This is a genomic window from Methylorubrum populi, from assembly GCF_002355515.1.
Classification (GTDB): Bacteria; Pseudomonadota; Alphaproteobacteria; order Rhizobiales; family Beijerinckiaceae; genus Methylobacterium; species Methylobacterium populi_A.
On sequence record NZ_AP014809.1, the window covers coordinates 224,509 to 240,894 of the forward strand.

At 68.7% G+C, this 16,386-nt stretch carries 8 protein-coding genes; 3 read left to right on the top strand and 5 right to left on the bottom strand.

What is annotated here, in order from left to right:
* Nucleotides 1-6 precede the first annotated feature (6 nt).
* The 4 genes from MPPM_RS01035 to MPPM_RS01050 all read right to left on the bottom strand — a co-directional run bounded on the left by MPPM_RS01035 (nucleotide 7) and on the right by MPPM_RS01050 (nucleotide 4,984).
* Complete coding sequence (locus MPPM_RS01035; RefSeq protein ID WP_096483083.1) at nucleotides 7-1,341, bottom strand: FAD-dependent oxidoreductase; 1,335 nt, start codon at nucleotides 1,339-1,341, stop codon at nucleotides 7-9.
* Complete coding sequence (locus tag MPPM_RS01040; RefSeq protein WP_096483085.1) at nucleotides 1,338-2,543, bottom strand: acyl-CoA dehydrogenase family protein; 1,206 nt, start codon at nucleotides 2,541-2,543, stop codon at nucleotides 1,338-1,340. The genes MPPM_RS01035 and MPPM_RS01040 overlap by 4 nt, the downstream gene beginning before the upstream one ends.
* A 69-nt stretch (nucleotides 2,544-2,612) precedes the next feature.
* Nucleotides 2,613-3,164 (bottom strand): OsmC family protein, encoded by a 552-nt coding sequence (locus MPPM_RS01045; RefSeq protein WP_096483087.1) that lies wholly within the window; start codon nucleotides 3,162-3,164, stop codon nucleotides 2,613-2,615.
* Nucleotides 3,165-3,376: 212 nt separating this feature from the next.
* Complete coding sequence (locus tag MPPM_RS01050; RefSeq protein WP_096483089.1) at nucleotides 3,377-4,984, bottom strand: sigma 54-interacting transcriptional regulator; 1,608 nt, start codon at nucleotides 4,982-4,984, stop codon at nucleotides 3,377-3,379.
* A 378-nt stretch (nucleotides 4,985-5,362) separates the two neighbouring features.
* Between MPPM_RS01050 and MPPM_RS01055 the strand changes: the two genes are divergently transcribed.
* The 3 genes from MPPM_RS01055 (at nucleotide 5,363) to MPPM_RS01065 (ending at nucleotide 14,648) form a co-directional block, all read left to right on the top strand.
* Nucleotides 5,363-13,738, top strand: coding sequence for an ExeM/NucH family extracellular endonuclease (locus MPPM_RS01055; protein WP_096487653.1), 8,376 nt, complete (start codon nucleotides 5,363-5,365; stop codon nucleotides 13,736-13,738).
* Between the two features lie 304 nt (nucleotides 13,739-14,042).
* Nucleotides 14,043-14,282: a hypothetical protein gene (locus MPPM_RS01060; RefSeq protein ID WP_096483091.1), complete on the top strand. Its 240-nt coding sequence runs from the start codon at nucleotides 14,043-14,045 to the stop codon at nucleotides 14,280-14,282.
* 9 nt (nucleotides 14,283-14,291) lie between these two features.
* On the top strand, nucleotides 14,292-14,648 hold the full coding sequence (locus MPPM_RS01065) for an MmcQ/YjbR family DNA-binding protein (protein ID WP_096483094.1): 357 nt from the start codon (nucleotides 14,292-14,294) through the stop codon (nucleotides 14,646-14,648).
* 6 nt (nucleotides 14,649-14,654) lie between these two features.
* On the opposite strand, the gene MPPM_RS01070 is transcribed toward MPPM_RS01065, so the two are convergent.
* A complete protein-coding gene (locus tag MPPM_RS01070; protein ID WP_096483096.1) occupies nucleotides 14,655-16,277 on the bottom strand; it encodes an ABC-F family ATP-binding cassette domain-containing protein in 1,623 nt (540 codons plus the stop codon).
* Nucleotides 16,278-16,386: the final 109 nt, after the last annotated feature.

Genomic DNA, 16,386 nt, shown 5'->3' on the forward strand with positions numbered 1-16,386 from the left:
CCTCCCTCAGGCCGCAAGCCAAGCGGTGACGGTGCCGTCGTGCCGCTGCTCCATCGCGAGCCGTTGCTCGCTTTCCTCGACGACGTGCCACGGCGCGCTGGCGACGGGCGCACCGTGCAGCGCGATCGGCGCCGAACGGGTCTTCAGGCGGATGACGGGAGCGGCATGTGCGTAGCCCGGATGCGGGCGGCCCAGAATTCCATTCGCGATGACGGCGGCCTGCCGGGCGATGGGCTCGATGAAGCGGCACGGCCGCCCCGCGATGCTGATGCAATCGCCCAGGGCGAAGATGTCCGGACCGCTCGTCCGCAGCGTCGTCGGATCGACGGCGATGCCGTGGTCGAAGGCGAGACCGGCGGACCGCACGAGGCGCGAAGGCGCGGCGAGGCCGGTCGCGGCGACGACGGTCGCGGCGGCAAGGCTCGTCCCGTCGGCGAGGGCGACCACGATATTGCCGTCGGCTCCGCCGCTCAGGCCGCGCACGAGGCTGTTGCCCCGGTAACGGACTCCGACTCGCTGGAGACCCGCCAGCAGGCGCCGGGCGGCCAATTCCGGCAGCAGTTCCGATAACGGCAGCGCACCGGCGCCGAGGAGCGTGACGGCGTGGCCCGCCCGCGCCAGATCCTCGGCCAGTTCGCAGCCGACCATCCCGGCGCCGATGACCGCGACCGCGCGCGGACCCTGTACCAGCTCGGCATGGAGCCCGGACCAAGCGGCGAGATCGTTCACGCGCCAGCACAGGGCCGGATCGAGGCTGGCCGGCAGCGCCGGCCGTGCGCCGTGGGCGAGGACGAGACGGGTGTATTGGAGCGTGCCACGCGTCGTACGCAGGCTGCGCCGGTCCGGCGAGAGGCCGACCGCGACCGTGTCGGCGATCAGGCGCACGCCGAGGCGGGCTGCCGCCGTCGCGCCGGCCTCGCGGCGCAGCGCGTCCGGCGACAGGCCGCGCCCGAGGGCAACCGAGAGTTCCGGCTTGTGGTAGAGGCTGCCGTCGCAGGCCGTCACCAGCGTGATCGGAACGTGCTGATCCTCCGCCCGGATCGCCTCGGCCACGCTCCACCCGCTGAGGCCGGCGCCGACGATCACCACACCCGCCCGCCGCTGCAGTGCCACAGGCCTCGATATCGGGGCGACCGTCGCTCTGCGCTGGTAGGGCTCGAAATCCGATTTCGTGACGCCGCAGATCGGGCAGGCCCAATCCTCGGGGATGTCGGCAAAGCGGGTGCCGGGCGGCAGGCCGCTGTCGGGGTCGCCCTCACCCTCGTCGTAGATCAGTCCGCAGGCCCGGCAGAGGAACTGCTTCCAGGGACCGAGACCGTCGGTCGGTTCGAGGAGGCTCATGCCCGGCCTCCCCCGACGCTGCCGGTCGGCAGAATCTCCTGCGAGAGCCGCGCCATCTCCCGGCGCAGGTGCTTGATCGCCGGCGTGACGATGGCGACGAAATGCGCCTCGCGGGTGCGGCGCTGGGGGGCCGCCGACATCAGGTAACCCCGCGCGCCCTGGTGCAGCAGAGCCGATTGCGAGGCGCGCAGCGCGAGTTCGGAGGCTTGGGCGCGGGCGTCGAGGACGTCGATCAGGTAGTCGGTGGCGCCGTCATAGGGCGTTTCGGCAAGCCGCATCACGCGGGCGCGCAGCTCGGCGAGTTCGGCAGCGATCGTCTCGGGACGGTCGTCGAGGTACTCGTTGACGTGGCCGAGGGTCTCCTCGACCGCCAGCATGTCGTCGAGGCTGCCGTCGGCGACGCCGAGACCCATGCCGCACTGGAGCAGGATGAAGGCAGCGCGGATACGGCCGATGAAGGGCCGGGCCGGATCGGCGATGAGGTTATCCTGGCCGACGAACACATCGTCGAGCCGCACACCCCAGGTGCTCGTTCCTTCCATGCCGGAGAAATGCGGGCAGGGCCTCAATTCGGCGCGGTCGCAGGCCAGGAGGAACATGATCTCGTGGCTGATCGCGTCGCCCGCGCCGGTCACCCCGGCGATGGCGCCGCAATATTGGCCCGGCCCGATATGGCTGACCCAGGGCAGCATGCCGCTCACCCGGTAGCCGCCGGGCACGCGGCGCGCACGCAGAAGGATCGGCTCGATCCCGGCGAAGGCCTTCATCGGGTTGGACAAAGCGGTGCCGCCGAAGGTGCGGCCGACCGCGTGGTCGTCGAGAACGCTGCCGGAAAGCGCCGGGTTGCCCGACTGCTCGAGGTAGAGGCCGCAGACGTCGTGACACCACATCAGGAAACCGGTGGCGCCGCAGGCCCGGCTCGCCGCCTGCATTGCGGCGACTGACAGTCCGAAGCGGGCGCCGTGCCGGTCGAGGTGGACGCCGAGCCCGCCCGCGGCGCCGAGCCGAGCCATGATATCGAGCGGGTAGGTCCCACGGTCGATCGCCGCCGCCGCGGCCTTCAGCGCGCCGTCGGCGATGGCGGTCGTGCCGCCGAGAACCGCGGCGTCCGTCCAATCGGGCGCATCCGGCCGGGTCAGGGGCAGCTGCGCCACGGAACAAGCCGCGGCGTGAGCCGGCCGGAGAGCGAGTGCGCTCGGCATGGTGCAGTCTCCACAGAGCAGGGATGGGGCGGGACCCGATCGGTCCCGCCGAGTGGCTCGGGCCGCGGCTCAGCCGGCCAGGCCGATCGTGAAGGGGATCGGGTTGCGCATGGAGTTGGCCACCGGCGAGTAGCGGTTCGCGTGGCGCACGATCTCGTCGAGCTCCTCGCGGCTCGCGTCGCCCTCGATGGTCACGGCCACCCGGATCTCTTGGAAGCCCATCTCTTCCGGCAGCTTCTCGGCGCCGCCGGCGCCCCAGGCGGCCGGGTTGCCGATATCGCCCTCGAGATGGAGTTCGAGGCGGGAGAGGCGCACCTGCTTCCAGGTCGCGACGGCGGTGATTCCGACCGCCAGGCAGCCGCCGAGGGCTGACAGCACGATCTCACCGGGTGCCGGCGCCGTGTTCTCGCCGAACAGATGGAAGGGTTCGTCCACCACGACCGGCGCGTGGTCGCCGACGTAACTCAGGGTGCGATATTGTCCCTCGACGACGGTATGAACCCGGTTGGTCCCGCGCGAGCCGGGATTGCAGCGGCCCTTTTCGGCGAACTGCATCAGTCCGTCGCGATCAATCGGGCGCAGATACGTGGTGACGGTTGTGGGGGCGGCGCTCGCACTCATCGGCAACTCCTTTTCCGGTCCGGCCCCCGCTGTGGTCGGGGCCGGCTCGAAGGGCGTTGCGCAAGGCGGATGCCAGCAGCAGGATTTCGACGATTATTTCTAGAAACCGATCATAATCAGCAGGTTATTCCGGATCATCTGGCGCGCTCAGTCCGCGACATGTGGGTAAATGTCGACACTTTGTCGACATTGTCGGTTTTCGCCGAAGCGGTTCACGAGGTCACTTGAAGCTTGCGCCAGCGGTAGGAGAACTGGCGCTCGGTCAGGCCGAGGCGCTGGGCCGCCCGCGTCTTGTTGCCCCCCGCCTGGGTCAAGGCCATTCGCAGCGCCTCGTGATCGTGCGAGTCGGCCGGCAGATAAGGGCGCACGGTGCCCATGGCACGGAAGGCAGCCTCTCTGTCGAGCGAGGGAAACGGCGGTTGCCCCGGTGCACGCAGTGTTGGCGCGGTGACGACGGCGCCTTCGAGCATCGGCCGCAGGTCCTCGACGTCGAGGATGCCCTCGCCGGCGAGAAGCACGAGCCGTTCGATGAAGTTGGCGAGCTGGCGGATGTTGCCGGGCCAGGACTGCCGGGCGAGATGCGCCACGGCCGCCTGGGTCAGGTTGACGTTGCGCTGGTTGTTCTGGTTCGCCTGAGTGAGGAAGTGGAGCACCAGATCGGGGATGTCGCTGCGGCGCTCCGACAGCGGCGGCAGCGTGATCGGCACGACGTTGAGGCGATAGAACAGATCTTCGCGGAAACGGCCGTGACAGACCTCGTTGGCGAGATCGCGGTTCGTCGCGGCGACGAGGCGCATGTCGACGCGGATCTCGCGCTTGCCACCGAGGCGCACCACGGTCCCTTCCTGCAAGGTCCGCAGCAGCTTGGTCTGGAGGATCGCCGGCAACTCGCCGATCTCATCGAGGAAGATCGTGCCGCCGCTCGCCTGCTCGAACCAGCCGGCCCGCGCATCGACGGCCCCGGTGAAGGCACCGCGCTCGTGCCCGAACAACTCGGACTCGAACAGGGTATCGGGGATCGCCGCGCAATTCACCTTGATGAAGGGCCGGTCGCGCCGCGGGCTGGCGAGGTGGAGCGCGCGGGCGAAGAGTTCCTTGCCGGTTCCCGACTCGCCGAGCAGCAGCACGCTTGCGGTCGCGTTCGCGACCTTCTCGACCTGGACGAGCGCGCGCAGCAGCGCGGGTGACGTGCCGATGATGCCGTAGCGCGCCCGCCTGATGCGCAGTTCGCGCGCCAGCATGTCGTTGTGCTCCTCGAGCGCGCGCGTCTTCCGCTCCACCCGTTCGCTCAGCGTCAGCAACTGGCTGACCATGGTCGCGATGATGCGCAGGATCGTGAGATCGTCCGACAGCGCCCGCTCCCGGTGCCTGATTCGATGACAGGCGATGGCCCCGACCGTGCGGTGATCGACCCGGATCGGGAGCGCCAGGAACGACACCGCACCGCGGGGAAGCTGGGCCCGCGCGACAGCACGCCCGAGGAAGGTCGGGTCCTTGTCGATGTCCTGGACGATGATCAGGTGCCCATCCTGGATGACGCGCCCGGTGATGCCTTCACCCGGCGCGTAGCGGCCGCGGGCGGCCTCCTCACGGGTCAGGCCGTAGGAGTAGGCGATTCGGAAGCCGTCGCCGCTCGGGTCCTGCAGGACGATGCGTCCCCGGTTCAGCCCGACGATCTCGGACAACAGATGCAGCATCTCCCGGGCGACCTGATCGAGGCGCAGGCCCTTGCCGATCAGGTTCATGACCTCCTGGATCAGGAACATCTCCTGCGTGCGCCAATGCGCTGCCGAACCGACCTTGCTCGCACGTCCATCCATGCCGCTTGCACCTCGGTTCCACCATCGGCGCGAAAGCCGCCTGCGAGACGCCTGCAAGCCACGTGCAACCGACCGAATCGACGTCCCAAGCGAGCCTGCCGAGTCTCGGGAAGGTCTCGCGCGACGTCCCGCGAGCGGCCTGCGGAAACGATCCTGCCGAATTCTCGCAAGGCGACACAAGCTTCACAGTACTGTTGCGGAACGCCGCTAGCGAAGCATCCGGCTGGCATAGATCGAAACGCTGTCCGCGTGCCGTGAGCGTCCCGAAAGCGGGACGTCCATGACCGCCGCGTCTTCTCGCACCCGGCCGAGGATCAACCCTTGGCCTTGCAGCGGGCGACCTGCGCGTCCGTCCCGCGCGGCTGCCTGGAGATGGACATGGCCACGAGCCTCGCCGCCGGCGACATCGTTTTCGTCGGATACGATGCCGACAATCCCGATGATTTCGCCTTCGTCATCCTGCGCGACATCGAGGCCGGCACGACCATCACCTTCACCGACAATGGCTGGAGCAGCAGCACCAACGCGCTCCTCACCAGCGAGGGCAGCTACACCTACACCGCCCCGACGGCGCTTTCCGCCGGCACGGTGATTCACCCTACCGCCGACAGCGCGGCCGGAGGGCCGAACACCCCCGTCTACACGGCCACCGACGCCCCGCGGTTCTCGTTCAGCACGGACGGCGACCAGATCCTCGCCTATCAGGGCAGCTCAGCGAATCCGACCTTCCTGTACGCGATCAACTTCGCCGACGGCGGCAGCAGCTTTTCGCCGAACGCCACCAATTCGAATACCTCGGCGCTTCCGCCCGGGCTGACCCTCGGGCAAACCGCCGTGGCGCTGGGCGCCGATAACGGCCGCTACAACGGCCCCGTCTCCGGCACGCGCGATCAGTTCCTGACGGCGATCGGTTCGGCTGGGTCCTGGAGCCAGGACAATGCCGTGCGCGTCGGTGCCGGCAGCTACAGCGCGTTCGCGGTGGCCGCCAACGCACCCCTCCCGATCCTGTCGATCAACGACGTTCAGGTCAGCGAGGGCGATTCGGGCACCAAGCAGCTCGTCTTCACCGTGTCCCTGAATGCGCCGGCGACCGCGAGCGGCGTGACCTTCGACATCGCCACGGCGGACGGCACCGCCACCGCCGGCAGCGACTACCTGGCCCGGACGGTCACCGGCCAGACCATCGCGGCGGGCCAGACCAGCGCGACCTTCGCGGTGGACATCCTCGGTGACACGGCGATCGAGCCGAGCGAAACCTTCACGGTCGCGGTGTCCAACGTGCGGGGCGCCACCGTGGCGGATGGACAGGGCATCGGCACGATCCTGACCGACGACGTCGGTACCCGCATCAACGGCATCACGGTCTTCGACGCGGCGCCCTCGCTCCAAGGTCTCTCCGGCGCAACGGCGACGGCGGCGCCGGCCCCGACGAACGCACTCCAGCTCGTGCGGCTCGGCGCCTATGCCGCCACGAACGACCCGGCGACGGCAGTCGCCCCCAACGCCGAGGTGGTGGCCTACGATTCCTCGACGAGCCGCCTCTACATCCAGAACACCAACGAGAACCGCATCGAGATCGTCGGGCTCGACGCGACCGGCGCCCTGAGCAAGACGGGCGAAATCGGGCTCGCGGGCTTGGATCAGTACGGCTCGGTCAACTCGGTCGCGGTCTTCAACGGCCTCGTGGCCGTCGCCTACGCCAACGCAACCGGTGACGCGCCGGGCAGGGTCGCGCTGTTCAACGCCGACGGCACGCTGCTGCGCTCGCTCACGGTCGGCGTCGGACCCGACCAGATCGTCTTCACCCGGGACGGCAGCCGCCTGCTCGTCGCCAACGAGGGAGAGCAGGCTAGCGCGGGCAGCAACCCGGTCGGCAGCGTGTCGATCATCGATGTCTCGGGTGGTGCGGCCAACGCCGCGGTCACGGCGACCGTCGGATTCGAAGAGCTGAACGGCAGCGAGGCGGCCCTGCGGGCCCGCGGGCTCGCCGTCACGCCGGGCAAGAGCGCGGCGGCCGACATCGAGCCGGAATACATCGCGATCTCGCCCGACAACCGCTTCGCCTACGTCACCCTTCAGGAGGTGAACGGCGTCGCGATCATCGATCTCACCAATCCCGGCACGGCGCCGATCGCGATCCAGCCGCTGGGGGCGGTCAATCACTCGCTGGCCGGCAACGAGTTCGACGCCTCCGACCGCGACGGCCCGAACGGCACGGCCTCGATCCGTATCGCGGCGACGCCGGCGAACACGCCGATCTACGGACTGCTCCAGCCCGACGCCGTGGCCTCGTTCTCCACCGGCGGCGCGACCTACTTCGTCACCGCCAACGAGGGCGACCAGCGGGTGATCGGCGGCGCCGATGATACCGGTGACGTCGCCCGGCTGAGCACCATCGCCAACAGCCGGCTCACGCCCGAACTCCAGCTGTTGAAGGCGGACCCGGCCTACGCCCGGCTCAATGTCCTGCTGCGCACCGGCGACACCGACAACGACGGCGTGATCGACCAACTCCATACGCTCGGCGGGCGCGGCATCTCGATCTTCCGTCAGAATGCCGACGGGACGATCACCAAGGTGCGGGAGACCGGCGGCGAGTTCGAGAAGATCTTCGCCCAGATCGCGCCGGAGCGCTTCAACAACGATCAGGTGCTCGCCAACACGCCCGACGACCGCTCGGACAACAAGGGGCCCGAGCCCGAGGGTATCACCATCGGCACCGTCAATGGCCGCATCTACGCCTTCGTCGGCCTGGAGCGGCAGAGCGGCGTCATCGTCTACGACGTGACCGATCCGGCCAACGCGGCTTACGTCTCCTACGTCCCGCCGCTCCCCGGCGCGACGACCGATCTCGGTCCGGAGGTGCTGACCTTCATCGCCGCCGACCGCAACCCGACCGGCACCCCGCTGCTCGTCAGCGCCAACGAGGTCGCCAATGGCGGCGCCGTGCTCTACGCAGCCTTGCCCCAGGGCTTCACCCAGGAGATCGGCTTCGCCGCGAACTCGCTCTCCGTCAGCAAGTCGGAGGGCAATGCGGGCGAGACCGTGTTCACCTTCACGGTGGAGCGCAGCAACGGGACGCTGGGTGCAGTCGCCTTCACTGCCGAACTGACGGGCACCGGCGCCAATGCAGCTGAGAGTGCCGACTTCGCCGGCGCGCCGGGTCTGCCGCTGACGGTCGCGGGTACGATCCCCGCCGGCGCCGCCTCCGCGCAGGTCAGCCTCAGCGTGCGGGGTGACGCCCCGCCGGAGGCCGACGAGACCTTCGCCCTCACCCTGCGCACGGCCGCCTCGAACCAGACCGGTATCGCCGCGTCCGTACGCTCGGCCTCCGCGACCGCGACCGGCACGATCGTCAACGACGACGTGAGCCTGATCTCCGCGGTGCAGGGCGAGGGGGCGGCGAGCCCGCTCGTCGGCCGGACCGTCACGATCGAGGCGATCGTTGTCGGCGACTTCCAGAACGGAGACGCCGACGCCAAGCGCAATCTCGGCGGCTTCTACCTGCAGGAGGAGGCGACCGATCAGGACGGCAATCCGCTGACCTCGGAGGGCCTGTTCGTCTTCGAAGGGACCGGCAACCGCCTCGTCGATGTCGCCGAGGGCGACCGTGTGCGCGTCACCGGCACCGTCACCGAGTTCAACGGCGAGACGCAGATCACCGTCCGGGATGCCGCCGCAATCCAGGTGGTGACGCCGCGGGCGCTGACGCCCGAGCAGGTTAAGGCCTCGGCGGTCGCAGTCGACCTTCCGGCCGCGGCCACGATCGGCACCGGCACGACCGCGCAGCCCGACCTCGAACGCTACGAAGGCATGCTGGTCCGCTTCCCCCAGACGCTGACGATCACCGAGCAGTTCAACCTCGACCGCTTCAACGAGATCCGCCTCGCCGCCGGCGCGCGGCCCGAGACCTTCACCAACGAGTTCGAGCCGAACGCGGCCGCCTACGCCGCCTATCTCGCGCAGACGGCGGCGCGCTCGATCACCTACGACGACGGGCAGAATACCCAGAACCTACCGGTGGAAAATCTCGACGGCTTCGGCCCGAGCTACGGCACGGCAGGCGCGCCGCGGATGGGCGACACGGTCACGGGGCTGACGGGCACGCTCGGCTTCGGACCGACCAATGCCTACCGGGTGCGGGCCATCGACGACGGCGACAACCGCTTCGTGGTCGCCAACCCGCGGCCCGCCGAGCCGGACCCGATCGGCGGCACGCTCAAGGTCGGCAGCCTCAACGTTCTCAACTACTTCACCACCCTCAACACCGGCTCCTCGGTGCGCACCGCGATCGGCCTCGAGCCGCGGGGCGCCAACAGCGCCCAAGAACTTGCCCGCCAGACCGAGAAGCTCGTCACGACCCTGATCGGCACCGGCGCCGACGTGCTCGGCCTCACCGAACTGGAGAACCAGTTCCGTCCGGGCGACCCCGGCAACGCGCTCGAATACCTCGTCGGTCAACTCAACCTGCGCGCGGGTGCCGGCACCTACGCCTACGTCAATCCCGGCGCCCAGCTCGACCAGGGCCAGTTCCTCGGCGGCGACGCGATCGCGGTCGGTTTCATCTACAAGCCGAGCAAGGTCTCGGTGGCGATGAACACCACGATCGAGCGGCTTGACGACACGGATGTTGCGGCCTTCAATCCGGCCCTGCTGCAGCAGAGCACGATCGGGCACATCTTCAACGGTGCCAATACCAGCCGCGCCTCGCTCGCGGTGACCTTCAACGAAATCGCCACCAACGAGAACTTCACCGCCGTCATCAACCACTTCAAGTCGAAGAGCGGCGCCGGGACAGGCGCGGATGCCGACCAGGGTGACGGCCAGGGTGCGTGGCAGCAGCAGCGGGAGCTTGCGGCGACGGCGCTTGCCCAGTGGCTCGCCCTGAACCCGACGGGGAGCCGGGACAGCGACAAGATCCTGCTCGGCGACTTCAATGCCTACATCAAGGAGGATGCCCTCGACATCCTCAAGGCGGCCGGCTTCACCAATCTCGCCGAGGATCGGCTCGCCAACCCCTACTCCTACGTCTTCGACGGTGCCTACGGCGCCCTCGACCACGCCTTCGGCAACGGCAGCCTGAATCGGCAAGTCACCGGCGTCACCGAGTGGCACGTCAACGCCGACGAGGCGGACGCCATCGACTACAATCTCGATTTCGGCCGCCCCGCCAGCTACTTCGACGGACGCTCGCCCGCACGCGAATCCGACCACGATCCGGTCCTCGTCGGCCTGCGCCTCGACCAGACCGCGCCGACGCTCCTCGCCGCGACGCCCGCCGACAATGCCACCAAGGTGGCCCCCGGCGCCGACATCGTCCTGCGCTTCAGCGAGTCGGTTCGGCCCGGCACCGGCAGCATCACCCTCACCGACGCCGCCGGCGACACCCGCACGATCGCGGTCTCCGACACCGCACAGGTCCGCATCAGCGGCGACACGGTGACGATCAACCCGAGCGCCGACCTGCGCCCCGGCACGACCTACGACGTGATCGTGCCGGCCGGCGCCTTCACCGACAGCGCCGGCAACACCTTTGCCGGCATCGCCCGCGACAACCTCGATTTCACCACCGAGCAGGCCACTCCGATGACCTACACCCTTCAGATCCTTCACGCCTCGGATTGGGAAGCCGGCCTGCTGGCGACCGAGCGGGCGGCGAACTTCGCGGCCATCGTCGACAAGCTCGAGGACGCGACGCCGAACTCGATCACGCTCTCGACCGGCGACGGCTGGATCCCGAGCCCGTTCTTCATCGCGGGTGCCGACCCGCAGATGGCGGCGACCTATAACGGCGTCTACAATCAGCTCTACGGGCTCTCCGGCGCCAACGCGTATGGCCGCCTCGCCGCCTCCCCCGGCCGGGCCGACGTGACGATCCAGAACATCATCGGCGTCCAGGCCGCGGTGTTCGGCAACCACGAGTTCGATTCCGGTCCGACGGAGGTCGCCAACCTCATCGGCGCCAATCTCGGCACCGCCGCGGGTGCGGCCGATGACACCTGGGTCGGCGCGCAGTTCCCCTACCTCTCGGTCAACCTGAACTTCTCCCGCGAGTCCGCGCTGTCCGGCCTCGTGCATCGCGACGGCGATCTCGCGACCTTTGCGCAGACCGGACCGACCTCGACCCAGACCGGCACCGGCGCCGACAAGATCGCCAAGTCGACGGTCATCGTCGAGAACGGCGAGCAGATCGCCTTCATCGGCGCGACGACGCAGCTCGAGCCGCTGCTGACGACGCTCGGCAACGTCACGCTGGACGGCTTTACCGGCCGCGACGAGATCGCGCTCCTGGCCAACCAGATCAATGCCGAAGTCGATCGGGTGCTCGCGGCCAATCCGGGCCTCAACAAGGTGATCGTCGGCACGCACCTGCAGCAGCTCGCCAACGAGCAGGCGCTCGCCCCGCTCCTGCGCAACGTCGACGTGCTGATCGGCGGCGGCTCGCACACCCTGCTGGCTGATAGCAACGACCGGCTCCTGCCCGGCGACAAGGCGGGCGGCGCCTACCCGCAATTCTTCACCAACGCGTCCGGCCAGACCCTGGCTCTGGTGAACACCGCCTCCGAGTATTCCTATGTCGGCCGGCTCAACGTCACCTTCGACGATCTGGGCAACGTCATCCGCAACTCGATCACCTCGGAGAATTCCGGTGCCGTCGCGGTCGATGACGCCACGGTCGCGCAGCTGTGGGGTTCCAAGGCCGCGGCCTTCACCCCCGGCTCGAAGGGCTACCTCGTGCGTGAGGTGATCGAGGGCCTGGACGCGAACAACGACGGCATCCAGGAGACGGCGGGCATCGCCGACATCATCCGCCAGCAGGACGGCAACATCCTCGGACGCACCAGCGTGTATCTCGAGGGCCGCCGCGGCGAGGTCCGCACCGAGGAGACCAACCTCGGCAATCTCAGCGCCGACGCCAATCTCTGGTACGCCAAGCAGTACGACGGCACGGTCACCGTCTCGATCAAGAACGGCGGTGGCATCCGCGACTCGATCGGCTCGTTCTCGACGGCCGGCGGCGGCACCGCGGAGCTGCCTCCCGCCGCCAATGCGTCGGCGGGCAAGGCGGCAGGCGACATCTCGCAGCTCGACGTCACCAACTCGCTGCGCTTCAACAACGCGCTCGCGATGGTCACGGTCACGGCCTCCGAACTGGAGCGGGTGCTCGAACACGCCGTCTCCTCGGTTGCGCCTGGGGCGACGCCCGGTGCCTTCCCTCAGATCGGCGGCATCAGCTTCTCGTTCGACGCGAGCCGGCAGGCTCAGACGCTCGACGCCAACGGCAACGTCACCCGCGAGGGACAGCGGATCATCTCGGCCGCGATCGTCGATGCCGACGGCTTCCTCCTCGACACCCTGGTGCAGAACGGCCAGCTTGTCGGTGACCCCAACCGGGGCATCCGCGCCGTCACTCTGGACTTCCTTACCACGGGGACCAGCGCGGCGCCGGGGCTCGGGGGCGACAATTATCCCTTCCCGGCCTACGGCGAGAACCGCGTCGCGCTGAGCAGCGCCACGCCGAGCTCCCTGCCGAACACCGAGACCTTCGCGGCGCAGGGCACCGAGCAGGATGCCATGGCCGAGTATCTCAAGGCCTTCTACAGCGTGACGCCCTTCGGCCAGGCCGATACCGGCCCCGCCGCCGACACACGGATCCAGAACCTCGCCTTCCGCGGCGACAGCGTGCTGGCCCGCGGCGTCAGCCAGCCGGGTACCGGCGGCAACGACGTGCTGCAGGGAACGCCCTTCGCTGATCGGCTCGCCGGCGGCGCTGGCGACGACGTCATCACCAACAGCGCCGGCGACGACATCCTGTCCGGCGGACGCGGTAACGACACGCTCGTCTTCAATTCCTCGTTCGCCTCCATCACCGTCACGGAAGCCGGCCGGTTCACCGTCATCACCGGGCCGGAGGGCCGCGATCTCGTCGACGGCTTCGAGCGCTACCTGTTCTCTGACGCCACGATCGTGGTGAACGACGGCAAGCCGCTCGTCGACGACCTCTACTACCTGGCCCGCAACAAGGACGTGTTCCAGGCCGGCCAGGACGCCGACGCGCATTTCGCCCAGTACGGCGCCCGCGAGGGCCGCGACCCGAACGCCTTCTTCTCGACCAAGGGCTATCTGGCGGCCAATCCCGACGTAAGGGCCTCCGGGATCAACCCGCTCGACCAATACGAGCAGTTCGGCTGGAAGGAGGGCCGCGATCCGGGCGCCCGCTTCGACAACGAGTTCTATCTGGCGGCCAATCCCGACGTGAAGGCCGCCGGCCTGAACCCGCTCGCGCACTACCTGCAATACGGGCAGAGCGAGGGCCGGGCGATCCATGACGCGGTCGGTCGGGCGGGCGACATCCGCGGCGGCTTCGACGCGGAGTACTATCTTCTCACCAATGCCGACGTCGCCCAGGCCGCCGGAAGCAGCAACACCTTCGCCTTTGCCGCCCAGCATTTCGAGCAGTACGGTTGGAAAGAGGGTCGCAACCCGAACTCCGTGTTCGACACCAAGGGCTATCTCGCGGCCTACGCGGACGTGAAGGCCGCGGGCATCAATCCGCTCAGCCACTACGATCAGTACGGCTGGAAGGAAGGCCGCGACCCGTCCGCCTCCTTCGACACCTCGACCTACCTGTCGACCTACAAGGATGTGGCCGCCGCTCAGGTCGATCCGATGCAGCACTTCCTGCAATACGGCCTCTTCGAGGGCCGCTCGGACTTCGCCGACGGCGGCTTCCGGTTCGGCGCCCTGGTCTAGAGCGCATTCCGACGAAGTGGTCACCGGTTCGTCGAGAGAAGGCGCGCCAAAACAATGAGCGAGAGACGCCGGCCTGATGCAATCAGGTCGGATACGGCTCTAGCACGGCATCGTCCCGGCCCGCCTCACCCCTCACGCCTGATCAGACCGCGCCTCCGGGCGCGGTCTGATTGCGTTCGAGGCTCCTCCGGACGGAGGGCCGAGCGACCGCATTTCGGGCATGATCGGCGATACGATGCGGATGATCCCTTCCGTTGCCTGGGCGTTGATCGGGTCTTGGGATAGCGGCCGGAGGACAGGATCCATGTCGAAACTCTTCATCGCGCGGGTTCGCAGCGCGGGCGGCGAGCGCCCGCTTGTGACCGTGCGGGCCGCCGCCGAGGGTGAGGCCCGCCTGTTCGTGGAGGCGGCCTATCCGGAGGACGAAGTCGTCGTGATCGCCGAACCGGGCGAATGGGTGAGCGACAGCGACACCGGGACCCGGAGCGGCGACGTGCGCGAGCATCCGGGCACCACTTGGCAGGCGCCGACGAGCCGGGCGTAGCAAGCCGCCATGGCCTGCCTGCCCGAGGATGTGCGCGCCCTCGCAGGCCTGCTGCCCGAGGTGGTCGAGGGCGCCCATCAGGGCCATCCCGATTTCCGGGTCGGCGGACGGATCTTCGCGACGCTCTGGACCGATGAGGCGCGGGTGGTCGTCAGGCTGACGCCGGAGGCGCAGGCGCAGCTGCTCGACGCGGAGCCGGATGCATTCGAACCCGTCCCGGGCGCCTGGGGCACGCGGGGCTGGACGAGCCTCGACCTCGACATGGCCGAGGAGGAGACTCTGCGCGCCGCGCTGCTGATTGCTTGGCGGATCGTCGCGCCGCCCGGCCTCGTGGCGCGCTACGAAGGTCTCGCTCTCGATCCCTGACGGCGGTCAGCTTCTCAGGCCCGGCGCTTCCTGACCCGTGCTCGCGACATATTCTGAGTAGCCGCCGCCGTACTGCCGGATGCCCTCCCCCGTCACCTCGAGCACGCGGTTCGACAGAGCCGCCAGGAAGTGCCGGTCGTGGCTGACGAACAGCATCGTTCCCTCGAAGCCCGAGAGCGCGTTGATCAGCATCTCCTTGGTGGCGATGTCGAGGTGGTTGGTCGGCTCGTCGAGGACGAGGAAGTTCGGCGGATCGTAGAGCATCTTGGCCATGACCAGCCGAGCCTTCTCACCGCCCGACAGCACCCGGCACGGCTTCTCGACATCGTCGCCGGAGAAGCCGAAGCAGCCGGCGAGCGCCCGCAGCGAGCCCTGGCCGGCCTGCGGGAAGCTGCTCTCCAGATCCTCGAACACGGTCAGGTCGCCGTCGAGCAGGTCCATGGCGTGCTGGGCGAAGTAGCCGAGCTTGACGCTGCCCCCGACGGCGACCGTGCCGGCATCGGGCTGCGCGGTTCCGGTGACGAGCTTCAGCAGCGTCGACTTGCCGGCGCCGTTGATGCCCATCACGCACCAGCGCTCCTTGCGCCGGATCGAGAAATCGAGCCCCTCGTAGATGATGCGGCTGCCGTAGCTCTTGTGCACGCCCTTGAGCATCGCGACGTCGTCGCCCGAGCGGGGCGCCGGCTGGAACTCGAAGGCGACGGTCTGCCGGCGGCGCGGCGGCTCCACCCGCTCGATCTTGTCGAGCTTCTTCACCCGGCTCTGGACCTGCGCGGCGTGGCTGGCGCGGGCCTTGAAGCGCTCGATGAACTTGATCTCCTTGGCGAGCATCGCCTGCTGACGCTCGAACTGCGCCTGCTGGTGCTGCTCGTTCAGCGCCCGCTGCTGCTCGTAGAACGCGTAGTCGCCGGAATAGGTCGTGAGCGTCCCGCCATCGATCTCGATTACCTTGGAGACGATGCGGTTCATGAACTCGCGGTCGTGCGAGGTCATCAAGAGCGCGCCGTCATAGCCCTTGAGGAAGGATTCGAGCCAGATCAGGCTCTCCAGGTCGAGGTGGTTGCTCGGCTCGTCGAGGAGCATCACGTCGGGCCGCATCAGGAGGATGCGGGCCAGCGCCACGCGCATCTTCCAGCCGCCCGAGAGCCGACCGACATCGCCGTCCATCATCTCCTGCGAGAAGCCGAGACCGGCCAGCACCTCGTAGGCGCGGCCCTCGAGCGCGTAGCCGTCGAGCTCCTCGAAGCGGGCCTGCACCTCGCCGTAGCGCTCGACCAGGGCGTCCATCTCGTCGGCTCGGTCGGGGTCGGCGAGTGCCGCCTCCAGCTCCTTCAGCTCGGCGGCGACGGAACTGACCGGTCCTGCGCCGTCCATCACCTCGGCGACGACGGAGCGCCCCGCCATCTCACCGACATCCTGGCTGAAATAGCCGATGGTGATGCCGCGCTCCGACGAGACTTGGCCCTCGTCGGGCTGTTCCTGGCCCGTCATCATGCGGAACAGCGTGGTCTTGCCAGCGCCGTTCGGGCCGACCAGCCCAGCCTTCTCGCCCTTCTGCAGGGCGGCCGACGCCTCGATGAAGACGATCTGCCGACCGTTCTGCTTGCCGATCTTGTCGAGACGAATCATGCGTCCGCGAGGCCTGGATGAGGATGGAGAGGAGGGTGCCGGGAGCGTTCGGGAGCGCCATAAGGCATGCTCGATCCGAGCGGAAGGCAGCGCCGCCGCAATGCAGGGT